The sequence below is a fragment of the Anoxybacillus sp. EFIL genome, assembly GCF_013096955.1.
In the GTDB taxonomy this organism is placed as follows: Bacteria; Bacillota; Bacilli; order Bacillales; family Anoxybacillaceae; genus Anoxybacillus; species Anoxybacillus ayderensis.
Window position 1 is genome coordinate 113,047 of the sequence record NZ_SDLH01000004.1, and the last position, 16,466, is coordinate 129,512.

Here is a 16,466-nt window from a genome sequence, read left to right on the forward strand (position 1 = left end):
TTTTTTTTCGTCCGCATATATTGGCAAAGAGAGGAGGAACGGACGATGTTTAAGCAATTTATTGCGAATAGCGGCATACTTATTGCTGGATTTTATTTGATTAGCAAGTTTTTTCCTTCTAACATTCATCAACAATCCCCTGTTCATATGCGCCTACTTGCTGGGGCTTTTTGCGGTTTATTAAGCATTGTGCTTATGTTTTTTTCTATTCCACTCGGACATGGAGTCATTTCTGACCTACGACACGTGCCACTCGTTGTTGTAAGCTATTACGGTGGTATGCCGAGCGCGCTTGCGGCAGGCATCATCATGGGGACAGGACGTTTTTTGTTCGGCAATCCGTTTGCATCGATCGTTTCTTTTTTTACTTCTCTTGCCATTGCGATCGGTTGCGGATGGATTAGCCAGCGGATGAAACGACATATAACGATCACAACGTTTTGGATGAACGTCTACAGCATGTGCCTCATTTCACTTGCTTTGTTTATTAACATCCCAGATAAACACATATATACGCAAACACTCGTTATTTTTTGGCCTATTTCGATTGTCGCTACATATGTAGCTGCGAATATTTGTAAAGATATTCGCCAATCAAAAGACATGTTGCAACATTATAAACAATGGGCAACGACTGATTTTTTGACCGGGCTTTATAATGTTCGTCAGTTTCATACGTTATTTGGGCAACATCTCGAGCAAGCGAAACAGAAAAACAGCTGTTTATCTCTTATTTTATTTGATATTGATCGCTTTAAATTGATTAACGACACATATGGGCATGATGGCGGGGATGTCATTTTACGTGATCTTGGAGAACTGATCCGCTCGCTCGTTTCGAAAAACGGTATGGCTTTTCGCAATGGCGGGGAAGAATTTTCAATATTGCTTTCAAGCTGTGAACATGAAGCGGTGACATTTGCCGAACATATTCGAACAACGATTGAACGTCATCCGTTTTTCGTGCAACAACAGGCGGTGCATATTACGGTTTCCATCGGCATTTCTGTTTTCCCGACGCTTGCAACAAATGAAGCAGAGCTATTTAAGCAAGCGGATATCGCTTTGTATGAAGCGAAGCAACAAGGACGAAATCGCACCATTGTATATAAAAAGGAGTACTTGCATGAAACGTAAAACTATACGACAATAAAAGTAAAAACAATTAAAGGAGCGAAACAAATGAAACAACGATCGAAGCTACTCATTTGTGCGACGGCTGTCGCTACATTGCTTTCCGCATGTAACGAACAAACGACAGCGCCAGCGAAACAGCCTGTCGAACATAAACAAGAAGCAAAAGAACAAACACCGCCAAATTTAACACCAGTCGAAAGCACAAATCAATCGTTTACGATTTCGTTATTACCAAAATTCAGTTTAGAAGCTGAGGAACCGGGAAAAGATGTCGTGATGCATGAAAGTGAACAAGACCAATGGATGCGTATTGAATTGTTGCCGAAAGAAGCGAAAGATCAAATGGAAACGTACGCAAAAGAACGGGCCATGGCCGTCTCTGAACAAGCCACACCGTTTGAAGGCACAATACCGTTTGAAGATGCGATCGTATATGAAGCGCCTGTCGATAACGATGTCGTTTATATCGTTGGGGTAACGGGAGATGAACCGATGTTTTTAACGGTATTTACGAAAAAAGAAGATAACTGGCTGAATACGTTTATGACGATGGCTAAAACAATTGAACGGAAGGAAACAGAAACGAGCGAACAACCGCAACCATCCTTTTTCACATATAAAAGCAGCAACCAGCCGTTTCAAGCAAATATTTTAAACGGCTATATGGCGGAAGCGATCGAACCTGGGAAAGATATGATTTTTCTCGATGAAGAAAAAGCGTCGATGACTGTTGAACTCATTGATGAAGGAGCGGACTGGTCGCTCATTGCCGAACAAGCAGAACAGTACGTAAAGGCAAGTAGCAAAGACGGAACAGTCGAAAAAATGACGTGGACAAAAGGAACACGTTTAAACGGTGCAGACGTATATAAAAGCGCCATTGAAGATGGCGAAGTATACGTGTTTGTCGTAAAAAATGGAACGCCGATGCGGCTGACGATTTTTGTACAACAAGAAAATGAACTAAATCCGTTTTTACAAATGGCAGAAACGATTGAACGGATTGATTAAGGGAGGGCTTGTTTTGGAGCTATTAGAAGCATATCGATCATTATGGTCAAACCGTTCGTTACCTGTCGGCGAAAACGAGGCGAAAGATGTGCTGCTCGATGCTATTCAGCGCGATTTATTAGATGAAATGACACATCCGCGCTTACGAAAATCACCTTATGAAAAATTTTCATTAGCGATGAAGCGAATTGCCACATCATCGCTTGATGCCAAACAGCAATACGAGCTCGTTCGTTTATACGTGCAACAGCTTGAAAACTTGCCTTCTCGCTAAGGCAAGTTTTTTTGTATAACATTGTCCGATTTGCACAAAATACGTATCGAATATGATACGAGGAGGCTTTACGATGGATCCATTTCGTTCGTTAGATGTGATGCGCCGAGATGTAGAACGTATGTTTTCTAACTTCCCTTCTTTTTTATCGCATATGGATGATATGTTTCGTATGCCGCGCGTCGATGTGCATGAAAATGACAAAGAAATGATTGTCACGTGCGACATTCCGGGACTAGAACGAAAAGAAGATGTTGACATTCATATCGACGATCAAACATTATCGATTAGCGGTCAAGTGCGGCGACAATATGATGTAAAAGATGAACATATGCATCGACAAGAGCGGTTTTACGGACGATTTTATCGCACGATCCCACTTCCGTCCCATGCTGCACATGAGAACGTACAAGCATCATATAAAAACGGTGTGCTTGAAATTCGCATTCCGAAAGCACAATCGGATGGGAAAAAACGAATTGATGTACAATTTCATTAACACCGGCACAATTGCCGGTGTTTTTTTTAGAAATGAAAGAAATAGAAAAGGCGGAAGATCCCGCCTAGCGCGCTAACGTTGTGCTTCATCGCTCGGAATAACGACATCATGAAGCGCAACGTTTACTTGTTGTTCGTATTTATTTCGCTCTTCTTCTGTCCAATGAAAATACGATTGCATCAACGTAACAACTGCTTCTTTTAACTGACGAACCGCATGAATGTCAAAAAAGAGCGCTCCGGTACGCCGAATGAAAAAGTCGAGCGGTGTCACCGTCATTTCGCATTCGAGTGCATATAGGCACATCGCATACCAATCAATAGGAAGAGCTGTTTCTTTTCGATTATATGTGCCAGCCAAAGCGAATAAACGATCGACATTCGTACCGTATCGTTGCACGAGCCGTTTTGCTTGTTGTTCCGTTAAGCCGCAAGCCATTCCTTCGGCTATTTTTTCGGCCATAAACGTATGCCATCGGCTCGCACCGCCAACGTCTCCACCGGAAATCGGCAAATGTTTCGTTTGACACGGTGGATACGTCCCACCTAGCTGTTTAGCAATCAAATCAACAACAGTTTCAGCCATTTTGCGATATCCTGTTAACTTTCCGCCTGCAATCGTAATCAGACCAGATGCCGATTGCCAAACTTCATCTTTCCGTGAAATTTCAGATGGATCTTTCCCTTCTTCATAAATGAGTGGACGCAATCCAGCCCAACTTGATTCAATATGTTGTTCCGTCAAATGAACGGACGGGAACATGTACCGAATGGCGCGCAGTAAATAGTCGCGATCGTCTCTTGTCATTTTCGGATGGACGCGATCTCCGTCATAAAACGTATCTGTCGTGCCGACGTACGTCTTTCCTTCGCGCGGAATCGCAAACACCATGCGACCGTCAGGCGTATCAAAATATACCGCTTGCTTGAGTGGAAAATGCGCTTGATCAACGACAATGTGCACCCCTTTTGTTAAGCGCAATTTTTTTCCGACGTGTGAGCCGTCTTTTTCACGTAATATATCGACCCATGGCCCTGCCGCATTGACAATTTTTTTCGCATATATCGTAAACGTTTTCCCTGTCGTTTGCTCACGACATGTCACGCCATTAATCCGCCCATTTTCATCATACAAAAACGATTCTGCTTTTACATAATTGACTGCGTGAGCTCCGCATTCCATCGCTTTTTTTATCACTTCTATCGTTAATCGTGCATCATCTGTCCGATATTCAACGTAATAACCGCCACCAAGCAATCCGTCTTGTTTAATTAACGGCTCTTTTTGCAACGTTTCATGTGCGGATAACATCGTCCGCCGTTCCGCTTTTTTGACGCGTGCCAAATGATCATACACCCATAGCCCGATAGACGTACTCCATTTTCCGAACGTGCCACCGCGATGAATCGGCAATAACATCCATTCTGGTGTCGTGACATGCGGACCGTTTTCATACACAATAGCTCGCTCTTTCCCGACTTCTGCGACCATTTTTACTTCGAACTGTTTTAAATAACGTAATCCCCCATGAACGAGTTTCGTCGAACGGCTTGACGTGCCAGCCGCAAAATCTTGCATTTCAATGAGCGCTGTTTTCATTCCGCGCGTCGTTGCATCAAGCGCGATGCCACAACCGGTAATGCCACCGCCGATCACAAGCACATCATACGTCGTTTTGCTCATTTCCTCTGTTATTTCCATTCGTTGTTTCGCTGAAAACATCATCATTCCCCCTGTAAAAATAAAAAGAGACCAAAACAAGCACAATAAGCTTCACTTATTATGCATGTATGGTCTCTCTTCGTCTCTTGACATATATGAACTTTAGTTTCATTGTATCATATATGTGGAAAAAGGCAACTGTTTTGCACAAAAAGCCATTTGATCGCTGAACGTGGCTTACATAAGCTAATGTTAATTCCTTTTTCTTTATATTTGTTGACGATATGTTTGACGTTTGGTCGCTTGTTTTCCTCTCGCTTTCTTTGCACGCGCTTTCTTCCTTTCTTATTCTCTTTTACATATTTACGAATCACCATATAAAAAGTTTCGCGAACAATTTATTTTTTCCTGCATATATTACGAACAAACATATGTCGTAAGGAGTGAACATGTATGAAAAAAGATTTGTCTCATATGCTCGATTCGTTTTTTGATGATCGGTCATTAAAAAAATTGTTGTATACGCTCGATGAATATGTTCACCGTGCATTTTCACCGATTTATATTCCAATTGATGTACGCGAAACAAAAGAACAATATGTCATCATTGCCCATCTTCCAAATGCGAAACGTGAGAACGTTCATCTACAATTTATTGACAACACACGTCTGTTGTTATCCGTCGTTTACGATGAACAGACGGAAACGATTGATGATGAAAAGAAAATGATTCATCGTCAGCACACGTATGAACGAGCGACAAAATCCATTTTTCTCCCTTATCCTGTTCAGGAATCAGACATTCAAGCATCGTTTCAAGACGGCAAACTCATCATTCAACTCCCACAAAAGAAAACATTTATTCCAATTGAATAAATAAGAAAAGCGCAAAGCGCCCGCCTATCGGCTTGAAGCTAGACAGTTCCCTAAATTAGAAATTGTATACTTTCTTAATCTTTATAAGAAAAACGCAAACGTTATATTTTAAACGTTTGCGTTAATCCTTTTACAAGCCCGCTCATTTGATTCATCACTTGCACCGCCTGCCCCATCGTATTCATCATTTTTGTAATATCGTACGTCCCATCTTTCGTTTTAAACTGCTCAAGCAAGCTTGGCGGCTTTGCAGGAGCGAATGGGGGCATAGGTGGAACGAACGGAGAGACAGGTGGTGTGGTGAATGGAGACATGGGCGGAACGACTGGTAGAACAGGAAACGAAGTCGGTTGGGAATAATATGGATAATAATGCGCAGGTGCCACATGTGGCATTTGCATCGTAGACCATGGCTGGTACATATTTTCTCTCCCCTTTCACTACATCGTATTCGTTTTTCATAAAATGGTTCTTGACTAATCGTGTCAATCGATGTCGGAATTCTCAATTTTTTGAATTTAACATGTTGTCTTTTTTTATGTTATGATAAGTGGAAAAGGGGGAGGGAATAATTATGACAATTATTGAATTAAAAAACAAATTTATCGCAACGAAACAATATGAGCCGATCGATGCAAACGAGCTGCTTGACTTTGCGCGTCAACTTTATTTGCGCAACGAATTGCCGCTTAGCGTGTACCGCCATCTTGTGCGTGATTTAGAAGCGCTTGGGGCTTACAAACCTGACGATGAGCGTATTAAACAATATTCAGGAAGCGCTGAATGATTTCTCCCCTCTTGTGCCATGCTAAGTGGGACGCTAGCATGGAAAAGGAGGCGGATGAAAATGGGTCGTGGTGTTCATTTTCACCATAAGAAAAAAGGACATGAAAGCGAGAAGCCAAAACATGGCGAACATGTTGAGTCGAAGCAACGTGAAGTTGTCGACTATGCCATTGACACAGTAGGAAGCGAAACGCATCGTCCAGTGACAATTGAACGTGTAAAAGAATAAAGGTGGCCAACGCGCCACCTTTTTTATATTGCCGGAACGAACATATACGTTTCTTTTTTTTCGATTTGTTGTTCGATGTTGTTGAGTTGGCGTTCGATGTCTTGTAAACTGTCTTGTTGCATATCGTAATGTGTATCCATTTGCTCGGTCGTACGCTCTTTTAATTTTTTTTCTAATTGTTCAATTTCCTCAAACAATTGTTGTAATTGCATTTGAATATGTTCCATCCTCCAACTCCCCTTTCGCCTTTGCCATACACATTCGCTATCCATATCCTCGTCCCTTCTTGATTGACAAAACTAGAAGAAATTCGGCAAACAAAGTCGTATACGTACAAAATTCGACAAATATGTTCGCATGTTTTTTATATGAACGGTCAAAATAAAATGATGAAAGGAGGCGACAACATGGCGAAAAAAGAGCAAAAGAAAAAACAAAAGCCGAAGCAAGAAGAAACAACAGGATTTGGCGACAAAAAACTAGAAGGTCCAGACCGCCCTTCTACATAAAATCGAAAAATATCCAAAGTCATGTTTTAGAAAAAGCGAGTATATTTGCTCGCTTTTTTCTAATTTTCGGGCAAATGACGAACAGACGAAACATATGGTATAATGTTGAACATTCAAGGGGGGATGATATGTTTAAATATCCGAATGGGCGAGCATATGAAAAAAAAGAAGATGAACGCATATTGCATACTCGTGCTTCTGATACGTATGGAAATCGCGGAATGACGCTAGAGGCGGATTTAAACGAAACAAACGCCTATTATTTAGCTCAAGGCATTGCCGTCATTCATAAAAAGCCGACGCCGGTGCAAATCGTCCGAGTCGACTACCCGAAACGAAGCGCGGCCGTCATTAAAGAAGCGTATTTTAAACAACCGTCAACGACGGACTATAACGGCGTATACCGTGGGAAATATATTGACTTTGAAGCAAAAGAAACGAGAAATCGCACGTCGTTCCCGCTTCAAAACTTTCATGAACATCAAATTGAACATATGAAACAAGTGCTAGCCCACGGAGCGATTTGCTTCGTGATTTTGCGTTTTACAACACTCGATGAAACGTATTTATTCGATGCACATCACCTCCTTGAATATTGGGAGCGAAAGCAACAAGGTGGACGCAAATCAATGACAAAAGCGGAAATCGAACGACATGGCCATCTCATCCCGCTTGGCTATCACCCACGAATCGATTATATTCAAATTGTGGACAAACTATATTTTTAGAATAGGAGGAACGATATGGCGAATTATCGTTCACGAACGGAACGAAAACAAGTAGAACAAAAAAAACAACGTCCGCGAGAGCGAGGGCGTTCGATAATGAAAAAAATTGTGCTCATCATGTTGCTCACCATGACCATTGGCATGTTTTCTGGTGTAGCCGCATTTGCTTGGATGATTAAAGATGCACCGCCGCTCGATGAAACGTTGTTGCGCGATCCTTTAGCTTCGATCGTGTACGACGTGAATGGCCAAAAAGTAACAGAGCTCGGTCAACAAAAGCGCATTTACGTATCGTATAACGATATTCCAAAAGTGCTTGAAAACGCGGTGCTTGCGACAGAAGATGCGCGCTTTTACAAACATCACGGTTTTGATATTGTACGCTTTTTCGGTGCCGTTTTAGCAAACATTCGCGAAGGATTTGGCGCTGAAGGTGGAAGTACGATTACACAACAAGTCGTCAAACTTTCTTTTTTAACGCCTGAAAAAACGTTAAAACGAAAAGTGCAAGAACTATGGCTTGCCATTCGACTTGAACAAAAATACTCTAAACACGAAATTTTAGAAATGTATTTAAACAAAATTTATTACTCAAATCGGGCATACGGTGTCGCAAAAGCGGCGGAAACGTACTTTGGCAAAAGTGATTTATCGCAATTAACGCTTCCGGAAGCGGCATTGCTCGCCGGCATTCCACAAAGCCCGAACAACTACAATCCGTTTACGCATCCAGAAACGGCGGAAAAGCGTCGAAATACAGTATTGTCGCTAATGGTAAAACATGGTTTTATTTCAAAAGAAGAAGCTGAAGCGGCGAAAAAAATACCTGTTCAATCGTTATTAACGGAAAATAAACAACAAAGCGATATTCCATACGATTCCTTTATTGATCAAGTGATCGATGAAGTGACAGAAAAAACAGGGCTTGATGTATTTACTGCCGGATTACACATTTATACAACATTAGATCCGAACGCCCAATCATATGTGGAAGATTTGTTGAACTCGGACGAAGTCATTCGTACGAACAAAACTGATTTCCAAGCTGGCATTGCGGTCGTAGATACGAAAACAGGTGAAATTCGGGCGCTTGGCGGCGGTCGGAAAAAAGAAGAAGGCGTCACGTTCGGATTCAACTATGCAACCGATACACGAAAACAACCAGGTTCGACAATTAAACCGATTGTCGATTACGGCCCAGCGATTGAATATTTAAAATGGTCAACATACCACCAATTAAAAGATGAACCGTATCAATACTCTGATGGAACGCCAATTAAAAACTGGGACGGCAAATATGAAGGACAAATGTCGATGCGAACAGCACTTGCTCGTTCACGAAACATCCCTGCCTTAAAAGCGCTCCAAGAAGTCGGTTTAGAGCGAGCGAAACAGTTTGCGAACAAGCTTGGCATGGGCTTTGAAGAAATGCATGAGGCCTATGCGGTTGGCGGCGTCGGCAAAGGGGTGTCACCGCTACAAATGGCTGGCGCATATAGCGCATTCGGAAACGGCGGCATTTACATTGAACCGCATGCGGTGAAAAAAGTGGTGTTTCCAGATGGAACAGAAATGGATCTTCGTCCAGAACCAAAAGCCGCGATGAAAGATTATACGGCGTTTATGATTACCGATATGTTAAAAACGGTCGTTCAATCAGGTACAGGTACAGCAGCAAACGTACCAGGGCTTCATATTGCCGGAAAAACAGGAACGACGAACTACGATGAAAAAGACCGTCGCAAGTATGGTCTGCAAAGAGGAGCTGTTCCTGACAGTTGGTTTGTCGGTTATACACCAAACTATACAGCAGCCATTTGGACTGGTTTTAGTAAAAAAAGTAGCGAAGCCTATTTATCAAAATCCGAACAACAATATGCGAAACAGTTGTTTAAACGCGTCATTTCCCATATTGATGACGGCAGCGGCGGCGATTTTAAACAACCGAAAAGCGTTGTGAAACTAGCGGTGAAAAAAGGAACGAATCCGCCGAAACTCGCCAGTGAACATACGCCAGAAAGTGAAATTACGTACGAATATTTCGTTCGCGGTTATGAAGAGCCAACAGAAGTGGCCGAAGATGAACCGGAAGTGATTGAACCAGTCAAAGACTTACGAGCGCAATACGATCCAGCAACACAAACGATTTCGCTCGCATGGTCATACACGATCGACCCAGAAAAAGATGTATCATTCGAAGTACGGCAAACAGTAGACGGTCGCAAACCGACAGTTATCGCAAAAACAAAAGATTCACAGCTAACTGTCGATGCGAAAGAAGGCTCCGTATATTTGTTTGAAGTATACGTCGTGACAGCTGACGGCACACAAAGCGCGCCAGCGACAGCGCTTGTGCAAATTCCAAAAGAAGAACCGAAACAACCAAACGAAAATGAGTCACCAGGACAGTCGGGAAACGAAGGAACCCCGGAGACGCCAACAAATCCGGAAAATCCAACAAATCCGAACGAGCCAAATCCGAGCAATCCGGGGACACCAACAAACCCGACAAATCCGACAAACCCGACAAATCCGAACGAGCCAAACCAAAACAATCCGAACAACAATCCATCGGGGACGAATAGCCAACAACGAGGCGGAAATAATGATGGCACACCAAAAAGAGACTGAGCGCGTACTCAGTCTCTTTTTTGTTGAACCATTTGTTTATAAAACAGTTTCGCAAGCTCGATAAATAATTCATCTAACTGAATAAACGAATGATGAAGAGCAGGATGAGCGAAAATAAAAGAAAGACGATCGATGACATTTAACGGGCGAAGCGAAAGCGATTGGACTTCCTCTTCCCAGCAGCATATGTTTCCTATCGGGCGTTCGTTCAGCCAATATAGTGCGCATAAAAAATAGCTTATCCCCCGAATGATCCCGTCTTTTGCTTGTTTCGCTTGACGTTTTGCAAACAACGGGGCAAGCTCACGTTTTTCTTCTTCCCAAAGCTGAAATACGGCAGGAAGCGCGCGTTCTTTTTGTTGCCACGGCTTTTCTTCATTTGTTATATCATAATAAAACGGCACATGCTTCATCATCATCGGAAACGGCTGAAGCGTATCGATATCGACCGTATCGGTCGCAAAAAAGAGCGGATGTTGAAACGTTTTCGGAACGATCATTTACATCTTCCCTTTCATCCGTTTTTTTCCTTCACGACAAAGATGAAGAAGTGGACATGCGTCACACCTAGGCGATTGTGCTTTACAATGATAGCGCCCAAAAAAAATAAGGCGATGATGGGTCACCGACCATTCTTCTTTCGGAATTTTACGCATTAACGTTTCTTCTACTTCTAACACTGAATCTTTCCAGCGGCAAATGCCGATCCGTTTGCTTACTCGTTCAACATGCGTATCCACAGCAATGGCAGGAACGCCGAAGGCAACAGATACGACAACGTTCGCTGTTTTGCGCCCAACACCAGGAAGCTTCATTAATTCCTCGCGGCTTTGCGGCACGTTTCCATCATATTGTTCAATTAATATCCGACATAATTGTTGAATGTTTTTCGCTTTATTCCGATATAAACCGATCGAACGAATATCTTGTTGTAGCTCTTCTAGCGGAACAGACACGTAATCTTCTGGTGTTTTATATTTTTCAAATAGTTGCTTCGTCACTTTATTGACGAGTGCATCTGTACATTGGGCTGATAAAACGACGGCGATTAACAGCTCAAACGGGTTGCGATGAACGAGCTCACAATGCGCATTTGGAAACATGGTTGCGATCTCATCCAAACAGTAGCGAATTTGTTGCTTTGTTAACATGTAACCATCCTTTCTACGACTGTTCAAGCCAATTATAAATCGGAACGGTTGGTTTATATGGTTGTTCTTGCTTTCCTTGGTTTTTGCGAAACTTTTTTGCATGTTGCTGCGCTTGTTCAATTGTTTTAATGCCGTTCTTTTTCCATTCAAATAAAATTCGATCAATATAACGGAAATTTAGTTTTCCAGATAATACAGCTTCTCGTAGGGCCGCTTTAATGATCGTTGGATCATGCTCGTCTTGATCCATCCACATCGCTAACGTTTCACACTCCATCGGTGAAAGCGGACGGCCAAACTCATGCTCGAAAACGGTGTACAGTTGTTCTTCTTGTTCTTCCTCTTGTTTTTGTCCTTGAAAAACGGTGCGAACGAGCTTTTCCCAAAGCGGATCAAGCGAATAACATTCACTTCGAATATGGTTATCCATCTGTTCTTCAATGGCTAAAAACCCTTTTTGAACGAGCTTTCTTAATTGTTGCATGCACATTTCTGGAGAAATCGTCATTCGAGCCGCAATTTCATCTGGCGTTGGAAACGAAATGCCTTGCTCAAGAAACGAATGAATGTGTAAAAGGAGCATAAACTCTGTTTCATTTAATCCAAGCGTCTTATAGTTCGTTAACAATAATCGTGGAATGGCAATGCTTCCTTCACGGAAAAAACGAATCATTTCATTATTCATATCAAACACCTCACGCCCTATTATACCATAAAACAAATCCCCCATGTGAGCACGGGGGATTTGTTCATTATGGATATAAACGATTTAATAAACGCGGGAATGGAATCGTTTCACGAACGTGTTCGACGCCACAAATCCACGCAATTGTCCGCTCAAGACCTAATCCGAAACCAGAATGCGGCACAGAACCGTATTGACGAAGCTCTAAATACCATTTGTATGCATCAAGCGACAGTTGATGTTCTTCTAACCGTTGCTTTAATAAGTCGTAGTCGTGAATGCGCTCCGAACCGCCGATAATTTCGCCGTATCCTTCTGGAGCAATTAAATCGGCGCAAAGAACAACTTCAGGACGCTTCGGATCCGGCTGCATGTAAAACGGCTTTAATGTCGTTGGATAATGTGTAATAAATACCGGTTTATCAAAACTTTCGGCAATCGCCGTTTCATGTGGAGCACCGAAGTCATCGCCCCATTGAATGTCGTCAAACCCTTTTTCATGAAGAAGCTGAATCGCTTCATCATACGTAATGCGCGCAAATGGCGGCTTTACATTTTCTAATTTCGACGTATCACGACCGAGCGTTTTTAGCTCTAGCTGACAATGTTTTAACACCGACTGTACAATATGCGATACGTATTGTTCTTGTACTTGTAAATTGTCTTCAAACTGATAAAACGCCATTTCCGGCTCGATCATCCAAAACTCAATTAAATGGCGACGCGTTTTTGATTTTTCGGCACGAAACGTCGGACCGAACGAAAATACTTTGCCGAGCGCCATCGCTGCTGCTTCCATATAAAGCTGGCCACTTTGAGAAAGGTACGCATCTTCATCAAAATATTTTGTATGGAACAATTCTGTCGTTCCTTCTGGCGCGCTTCCTGTTAAAATGGGTGGATCGACTTTGACGAAGCCATTTTCATTGAAAAATTCATACGTTGCCCGAATGACTTCGTTGCGAATTTTCATAATTGCATGTTGACGTTTCGAACGAAGCCATAAATGACGGTGATCCATTAAAAACTCGATCCCATGTTCTTTTGGTGTAATCGGATAATCAACAGCCATATGAATGAGTTCAATGTTTGTGACAGAAAGCTCGTATCCGAACGGTGAACGGGCATCTTCACGCACAACACCTGTGACATAGAGCGAACTTTCTTGCGTCATGCTTCTTGCCGCTTGAAAGACGTCTTCGCTCACTTGCGCTTTTTCCACGACTCCTTGAATAAAGCCTGTACCATCGCGCAATTGTAAAAAGGCAATTTTTCCGCTTGACCGTTTGTTCGCAAGCCAAGCCCCAATCGTTACTTCTTGACCTACATATTTATGTACTTCTGCAATCGTCGTTTTCACAAAAAGTCCCTCCAAAGACGTTCAACTAGTATGTACATCATCAATATTATACATTTCGACAAAAAAACGCAAGATCATCTCGCGTTCAGAAGAAAAGGCTAGTCACATCGACTAGCCGCGCGTCTTTTCACTAATAAACGTTTCAATGCGATCGAGTGCTTTATGCAGAAGATCAAGCGATGTCGCATATGATAAACGCACGTTATTTGGCGCACCGAAACCTGAACCTGGCACGAGCGCCACTTTCGCTTCTTCAAGCAACGCTTCGACAAACGCATCGACGTTTTCATATCCGGTCATCGTCGCCGCTTCTTTTGCATTCGGGAACAAGTAAAATGCTCCTTGTGGTTTCACGCAAGAAAACCCTGGAATTTGAACGAGACGATCATAAATAATGTTTAAACGTTGTTCAAACGCTTGACGCATATGTTCTACTGGCTCTTGCGGCCCGCTATATGCGGCAATTGCTGCATATTGAGCAATCGATGTCGGATTCGATGTGCTATGGCTTGCTAAGTCTGTCATCGCACGAATGATGTCAGCATCGCCTGCTGCATAACCAATTCGCCATCCTGTCATTGAATGTGATTTGGACACACCGTTAATAATGATCGTTTGTTTTTTCAATTCCGGTGAAAGTTGCGCAATCGAAACGTGTTCATGTCCACCGTAAACGAGCTTTTCATAAATTTCATCAGAAACGATGAGAATGTCGTGGGCTAAGCATACTTCACCGAGCGCCTGTAGCTCTTCTTTCGTATAAATGACGCCCGTTGGGTTGCTTGGCGAGTTAATAATAACCGCCTTCGTCCGATTTGTTATTGCCTGTTTTAGTTGCTCCGGTGTAATTTTGAACTCGTTTTGTTCAAGCCCTTCCACATAAACAGGGACGCCACCTGCCAGTTTGACTTGCTCTGGATAACTAACCCAATACGGCGTCGGAATAATGACTTCATCGCCTTCGTCTAAAATAACTTGAAATAGCGTATAAAGCGCATGTTTTGCTCCAACACATACGATAATTTCTGACGGTTTATAATCGAGCTGTTGATCTTGTTGAAATTTTTTTATAATCTCTTGTTTTAACGTTGCTAATCCACCGGATGGCGTATATTTTGTATGTCCGTCGTACATCGCTTTTACAGCAGCTTCCATAATATGTTGAGGCGTATTAAAATCTGGTTCACCAGCACCAAGCCCAATTACATCATGCCCTGCTGCTTTTAATTCTTTTGCTTTTGCCGTAATGGCAAGCGTTGATGACGGCGTTAATGCGGCGACGCGTTTCGCTAATTTCATACATCCTTCCCCCTCGTCAAATGATATCTTTTCAAAAAGGCCCCGTCTTCAAAACGAACGTAATAAAACGAGTAACGGTTTTGTTCGTCAATATATGTAATTTCCCAAAGCGGGATCCCTTTTTCCATTCCTAATTTTACGGAAATGACTGTTTTTGGACGATACGGCTTAACGGAAGATAACGCTTGTTGTTTCGTCAGTCCTTCTGAAGCCCGATGCATCGCAGCCACTTTCCCTTTTTCTGTCACCCATACGATCCATTGTTCACCTTCATCGTCTTTCCCTGTCACAATGACGTATACGTCGTTTCCTCGATACGTATATACGTCAGTCACTTGAACAATTCCTTTTTTCTCGGCTTGTTTCACCGCACGCTGCTCGCTTTCATTTTTAGACGATACCGCATCACTATATGCATGAATATATAGCGATAACGCAGCGAACAAAACGCACGCGAAAGCAATGATTATTTTTTTCACCCTCATCCCTTCTTACGTTCGATAAATCGTAAACACGGCCTTTTCTTTATTTTCTTCATCAAGCGCGAGCCCGAACATTAAGTCTTTTTCTTTTAACGTCCGATTTAAACAATCGACAATTTTGTATAAATCTGATGAGTATTCAACTTTTACAGTAGCTAACACTTCTATTTTACTTTCCACGACCCGATCCTCCATGTGCACAAATTTTGTTACTTATATCGTTCATCGCGAACGGAAACAATACAACTACACACCGATTTTAGTGTATAAACATCTTCATTGTAGCAACGGTTTCCTACATTGGTCAATTTGAAATAAAAAAATTCCTATCGTACACACCGCGGGCCGAACGTTGGCCCTTTTTTTAAAACGTTATGACGTCATATTCGTGTAAATTACATTTCACAGCAATGACTCCGAAACGGCTCGTTTCATAGCAATCAATCCAGGCCGCATACAACCGTTCAAGCAATCGTTCATTCGGCCAACTTCCGTGCTTTTTAAAGATGATGGCCACTTGCGGATCGACATGTTTTAAAAAAGAGGTACGCGGATAATCATTTAAACCAAAATGTGCAATTTTCAATATGTTTACATCGCTAAGTGGCATCGTCATTAATTTTCGTTCAACGTCATTGTCAGCATGCGCCATATATAAAAGGCGAAGCTGGCCGTATTGAAGAGACATCGTCACATCCCCATGGGCAATATAGAGCGGCTGCATACGAAAATGCGGAAACGGCTCATACACTTTTTGTTCTTCCCATTCATTCACAATTTTCGGACCGTACGTTTGTTCAATCCATTCTACATTTCCCACATACTCTTCATCATCGCTCGTGAGAATGAGTTCATCAATTTCAGTAATATGAAAATGTTCAAACCATCTTTTTAGTTCCCGCTCTGTATGTGGGGCACCTGTATTGAACAATATTGTCTTTCCGCTTGCATGTTTAAATAACGTCGCTTCCCCGTTACTGAGGGGCAAAAAAATGATCGCCATTTCTTCTTCTTCAAGCATCATATCAATTTTTTGAATATGCTCTCCTGTCGCAGAAGGATGCATTAAACTATTGAGTAGCAAAAATAATAACGCCCACGGCAAAACCGCCCACTCCCTTCATCTACCCCTTTTATTTTTCACCGA

At 42.3% G+C, this 16,466-nt stretch carries 21 protein-coding genes; 9 read left to right on the plus strand and 12 right to left on the minus strand.

The window, feature by feature from the left end:
* Window positions 1-45: 45 nt before the first annotated feature.
* From ES017_RS08235 to ES017_RS08250, 4 genes are all read left to right on the plus strand, one after another.
* Entirely contained in the window at window positions 46-1,137 is a 1,092-nt protein-coding gene (locus tag ES017_RS08235) for a diguanylate cyclase (RefSeq protein ID WP_021094965.1), read from the plus strand.
* Between the two features lie 45 nt (window positions 1,138-1,182).
* Window positions 1,183-2,148, plus strand: a complete 966-nt coding sequence (locus ES017_RS08240) for a hypothetical protein (RefSeq protein WP_021094966.1) — start codon at window positions 1,183-1,185, stop codon at window positions 2,146-2,148.
* 13 nt (window positions 2,149-2,161) lie between these two features.
* Window positions 2,162-2,422, plus strand: coding sequence for a hypothetical protein (locus tag ES017_RS08245; RefSeq protein ID WP_021094967.1), 261 nt, complete (start codon window positions 2,162-2,164; stop codon window positions 2,420-2,422).
* Window positions 2,423-2,495: 73 nt separating this feature from the next.
* Window positions 2,496-2,921, plus strand: a complete 426-nt coding sequence (locus tag ES017_RS08250) for an Hsp20/alpha crystallin family protein (RefSeq protein ID WP_021094968.1) — start codon at window positions 2,496-2,498, stop codon at window positions 2,919-2,921.
* Window positions 2,922-2,993: 72 nt separating this feature from the next.
* On the opposite strand, the gene ES017_RS08255 is transcribed toward ES017_RS08250, so the two are convergent.
* Complete coding sequence (locus ES017_RS08255) at window positions 2,994-4,646, minus strand: glycerol-3-phosphate dehydrogenase/oxidase (protein WP_075039308.1); 1,653 nt, start codon at window positions 4,644-4,646, stop codon at window positions 2,994-2,996.
* Window positions 4,647-4,759: 113 nt separating this feature from the next.
* Window positions 4,760-4,912 (minus strand): hypothetical protein, encoded by a 153-nt coding sequence (locus ES017_RS08260; protein ID WP_160289329.1) that lies wholly within the window; start codon window positions 4,910-4,912, stop codon window positions 4,760-4,762.
* A 124-nt stretch (window positions 4,913-5,036) separates the two neighbouring features.
* Between ES017_RS08260 and ES017_RS08265 the strand changes: the two genes are divergently transcribed.
* On the plus strand, window positions 5,037-5,459 hold the full coding sequence (locus tag ES017_RS08265) for an Hsp20 family protein (protein ID WP_021094970.1): 423 nt from the start codon (window positions 5,037-5,039) through the stop codon (window positions 5,457-5,459).
* A 101-nt stretch (window positions 5,460-5,560) separates the two neighbouring features.
* On the opposite strand, the gene ES017_RS08270 is transcribed toward ES017_RS08265, so the two are convergent.
* Window positions 5,561-5,881: a YppG family protein gene (locus tag ES017_RS08270; protein WP_021094971.1), complete on the minus strand. Its 321-nt coding sequence runs from the start codon at window positions 5,879-5,881 to the stop codon at window positions 5,561-5,563.
* Between the two features lie 152 nt (window positions 5,882-6,033).
* Here ES017_RS08270 and ES017_RS08275 point away from each other — a divergent pair, with 152 nt between their 5' ends.
* Together ES017_RS08275 and ES017_RS08280 are read left to right on the plus strand one after the other, a co-directional pair.
* Complete coding sequence (locus ES017_RS08275; RefSeq protein WP_021094972.1) at window positions 6,034-6,246, plus strand: YppF family protein; 213 nt, start codon at window positions 6,034-6,036, stop codon at window positions 6,244-6,246.
* A gap of 60 nt (window positions 6,247-6,306) precedes the next feature.
* Window positions 6,307-6,474, plus strand: a complete 168-nt coding sequence (locus ES017_RS08280; protein WP_019417582.1) for a hypothetical protein — start codon at window positions 6,307-6,309, stop codon at window positions 6,472-6,474.
* A 23-nt stretch (window positions 6,475-6,497) separates the two neighbouring features.
* On the opposite strand, the gene ES017_RS08285 is transcribed toward ES017_RS08280, so the two are convergent.
* Window positions 6,498-6,701, minus strand: coding sequence for a hypothetical protein (locus tag ES017_RS08285; RefSeq protein ID WP_035063231.1), 204 nt, complete (start codon window positions 6,699-6,701; stop codon window positions 6,498-6,500).
* 410 nt (window positions 6,702-7,111) lie between these two features.
* On the opposite strand from ES017_RS08285, the gene recU reads away from it, so the two are divergent.
* Window positions 7,112-7,711 (plus strand): Holliday junction resolvase RecU, encoded by a 600-nt coding sequence (gene recU / locus ES017_RS08290; RefSeq protein WP_021094974.1) that lies wholly within the window; start codon window positions 7,112-7,114, stop codon window positions 7,709-7,711.
* Between the two features lie 15 nt (window positions 7,712-7,726).
* Window positions 7,727-10,342 carry a transglycosylase domain-containing protein gene (locus ES017_RS08295; protein ID WP_021094975.1) on the plus strand — a complete coding sequence of 872 codons (2,616 nt, stop codon included), beginning with the start codon at window positions 7,727-7,729 and terminating at the stop codon, window positions 10,340-10,342.
* 8 nt (window positions 10,343-10,350) lie between these two features.
* Here the strand turns inward: ES017_RS08295 and ES017_RS08300 are convergent, their stop codons facing one another.
* The 8 genes from ES017_RS08300 to ES017_RS08335 form a co-directional block, all read right to left on the minus strand.
* On the minus strand, window positions 10,351-10,842 hold the full coding sequence (locus tag ES017_RS08300) for a YpoC family protein (protein WP_021094976.1): 492 nt from the start codon (window positions 10,840-10,842) through the stop codon (window positions 10,351-10,353).
* Entirely contained in the window at window positions 10,843-11,493 is a 651-nt protein-coding gene (gene nth, locus ES017_RS08305) for an endonuclease III (protein ID WP_021094977.1), read from the minus strand. It lies immediately after the preceding gene.
* 13 nt (window positions 11,494-11,506) lie between these two features.
* Entirely contained in the window at window positions 11,507-12,178 is a 672-nt protein-coding gene (locus ES017_RS08310) for a DnaD domain-containing protein (RefSeq protein ID WP_021094978.1), read from the minus strand.
* A gap of 67 nt (window positions 12,179-12,245) precedes the next feature.
* Window positions 12,246-13,538: an asparagine--tRNA ligase gene (gene asnS, locus ES017_RS08315; protein ID WP_021094979.1), complete on the minus strand. Its 1,293-nt coding sequence runs from the start codon at window positions 13,536-13,538 to the stop codon at window positions 12,246-12,248.
* A 111-nt stretch (window positions 13,539-13,649) separates the two neighbouring features.
* Window positions 13,650-14,837, minus strand: a complete 1,188-nt coding sequence (locus ES017_RS08320) for a pyridoxal phosphate-dependent aminotransferase (protein ID WP_021094980.1) — start codon at window positions 14,835-14,837, stop codon at window positions 13,650-13,652.
* Window positions 14,834-15,322, minus strand: a complete 489-nt coding sequence (locus ES017_RS08325) for a cell wall elongation regulator TseB-like domain-containing protein (RefSeq protein ID WP_035063233.1) — start codon at window positions 15,320-15,322, stop codon at window positions 14,834-14,836. The genes ES017_RS08320 and ES017_RS08325 overlap by 4 nt, the downstream gene beginning before the upstream one ends.
* Window positions 15,323-15,328: 6 nt before the next feature.
* Complete coding sequence (locus ES017_RS08330; RefSeq protein ID WP_006319505.1) at window positions 15,329-15,499, minus strand: YpmA family protein; 171 nt, start codon at window positions 15,497-15,499, stop codon at window positions 15,329-15,331.
* 184 nt (window positions 15,500-15,683) lie between these two features.
* The gene (locus ES017_RS08335; protein ID WP_021094982.1) at window positions 15,684-16,424 is read right to left on the minus strand and encodes a ComEC/Rec2 family competence protein; all 741 of its coding nucleotides are present in this window, start codon (window positions 16,422-16,424) and stop codon (window positions 15,684-15,686) included.
* Window positions 16,425-16,466 lie beyond the last annotated feature (42 nt).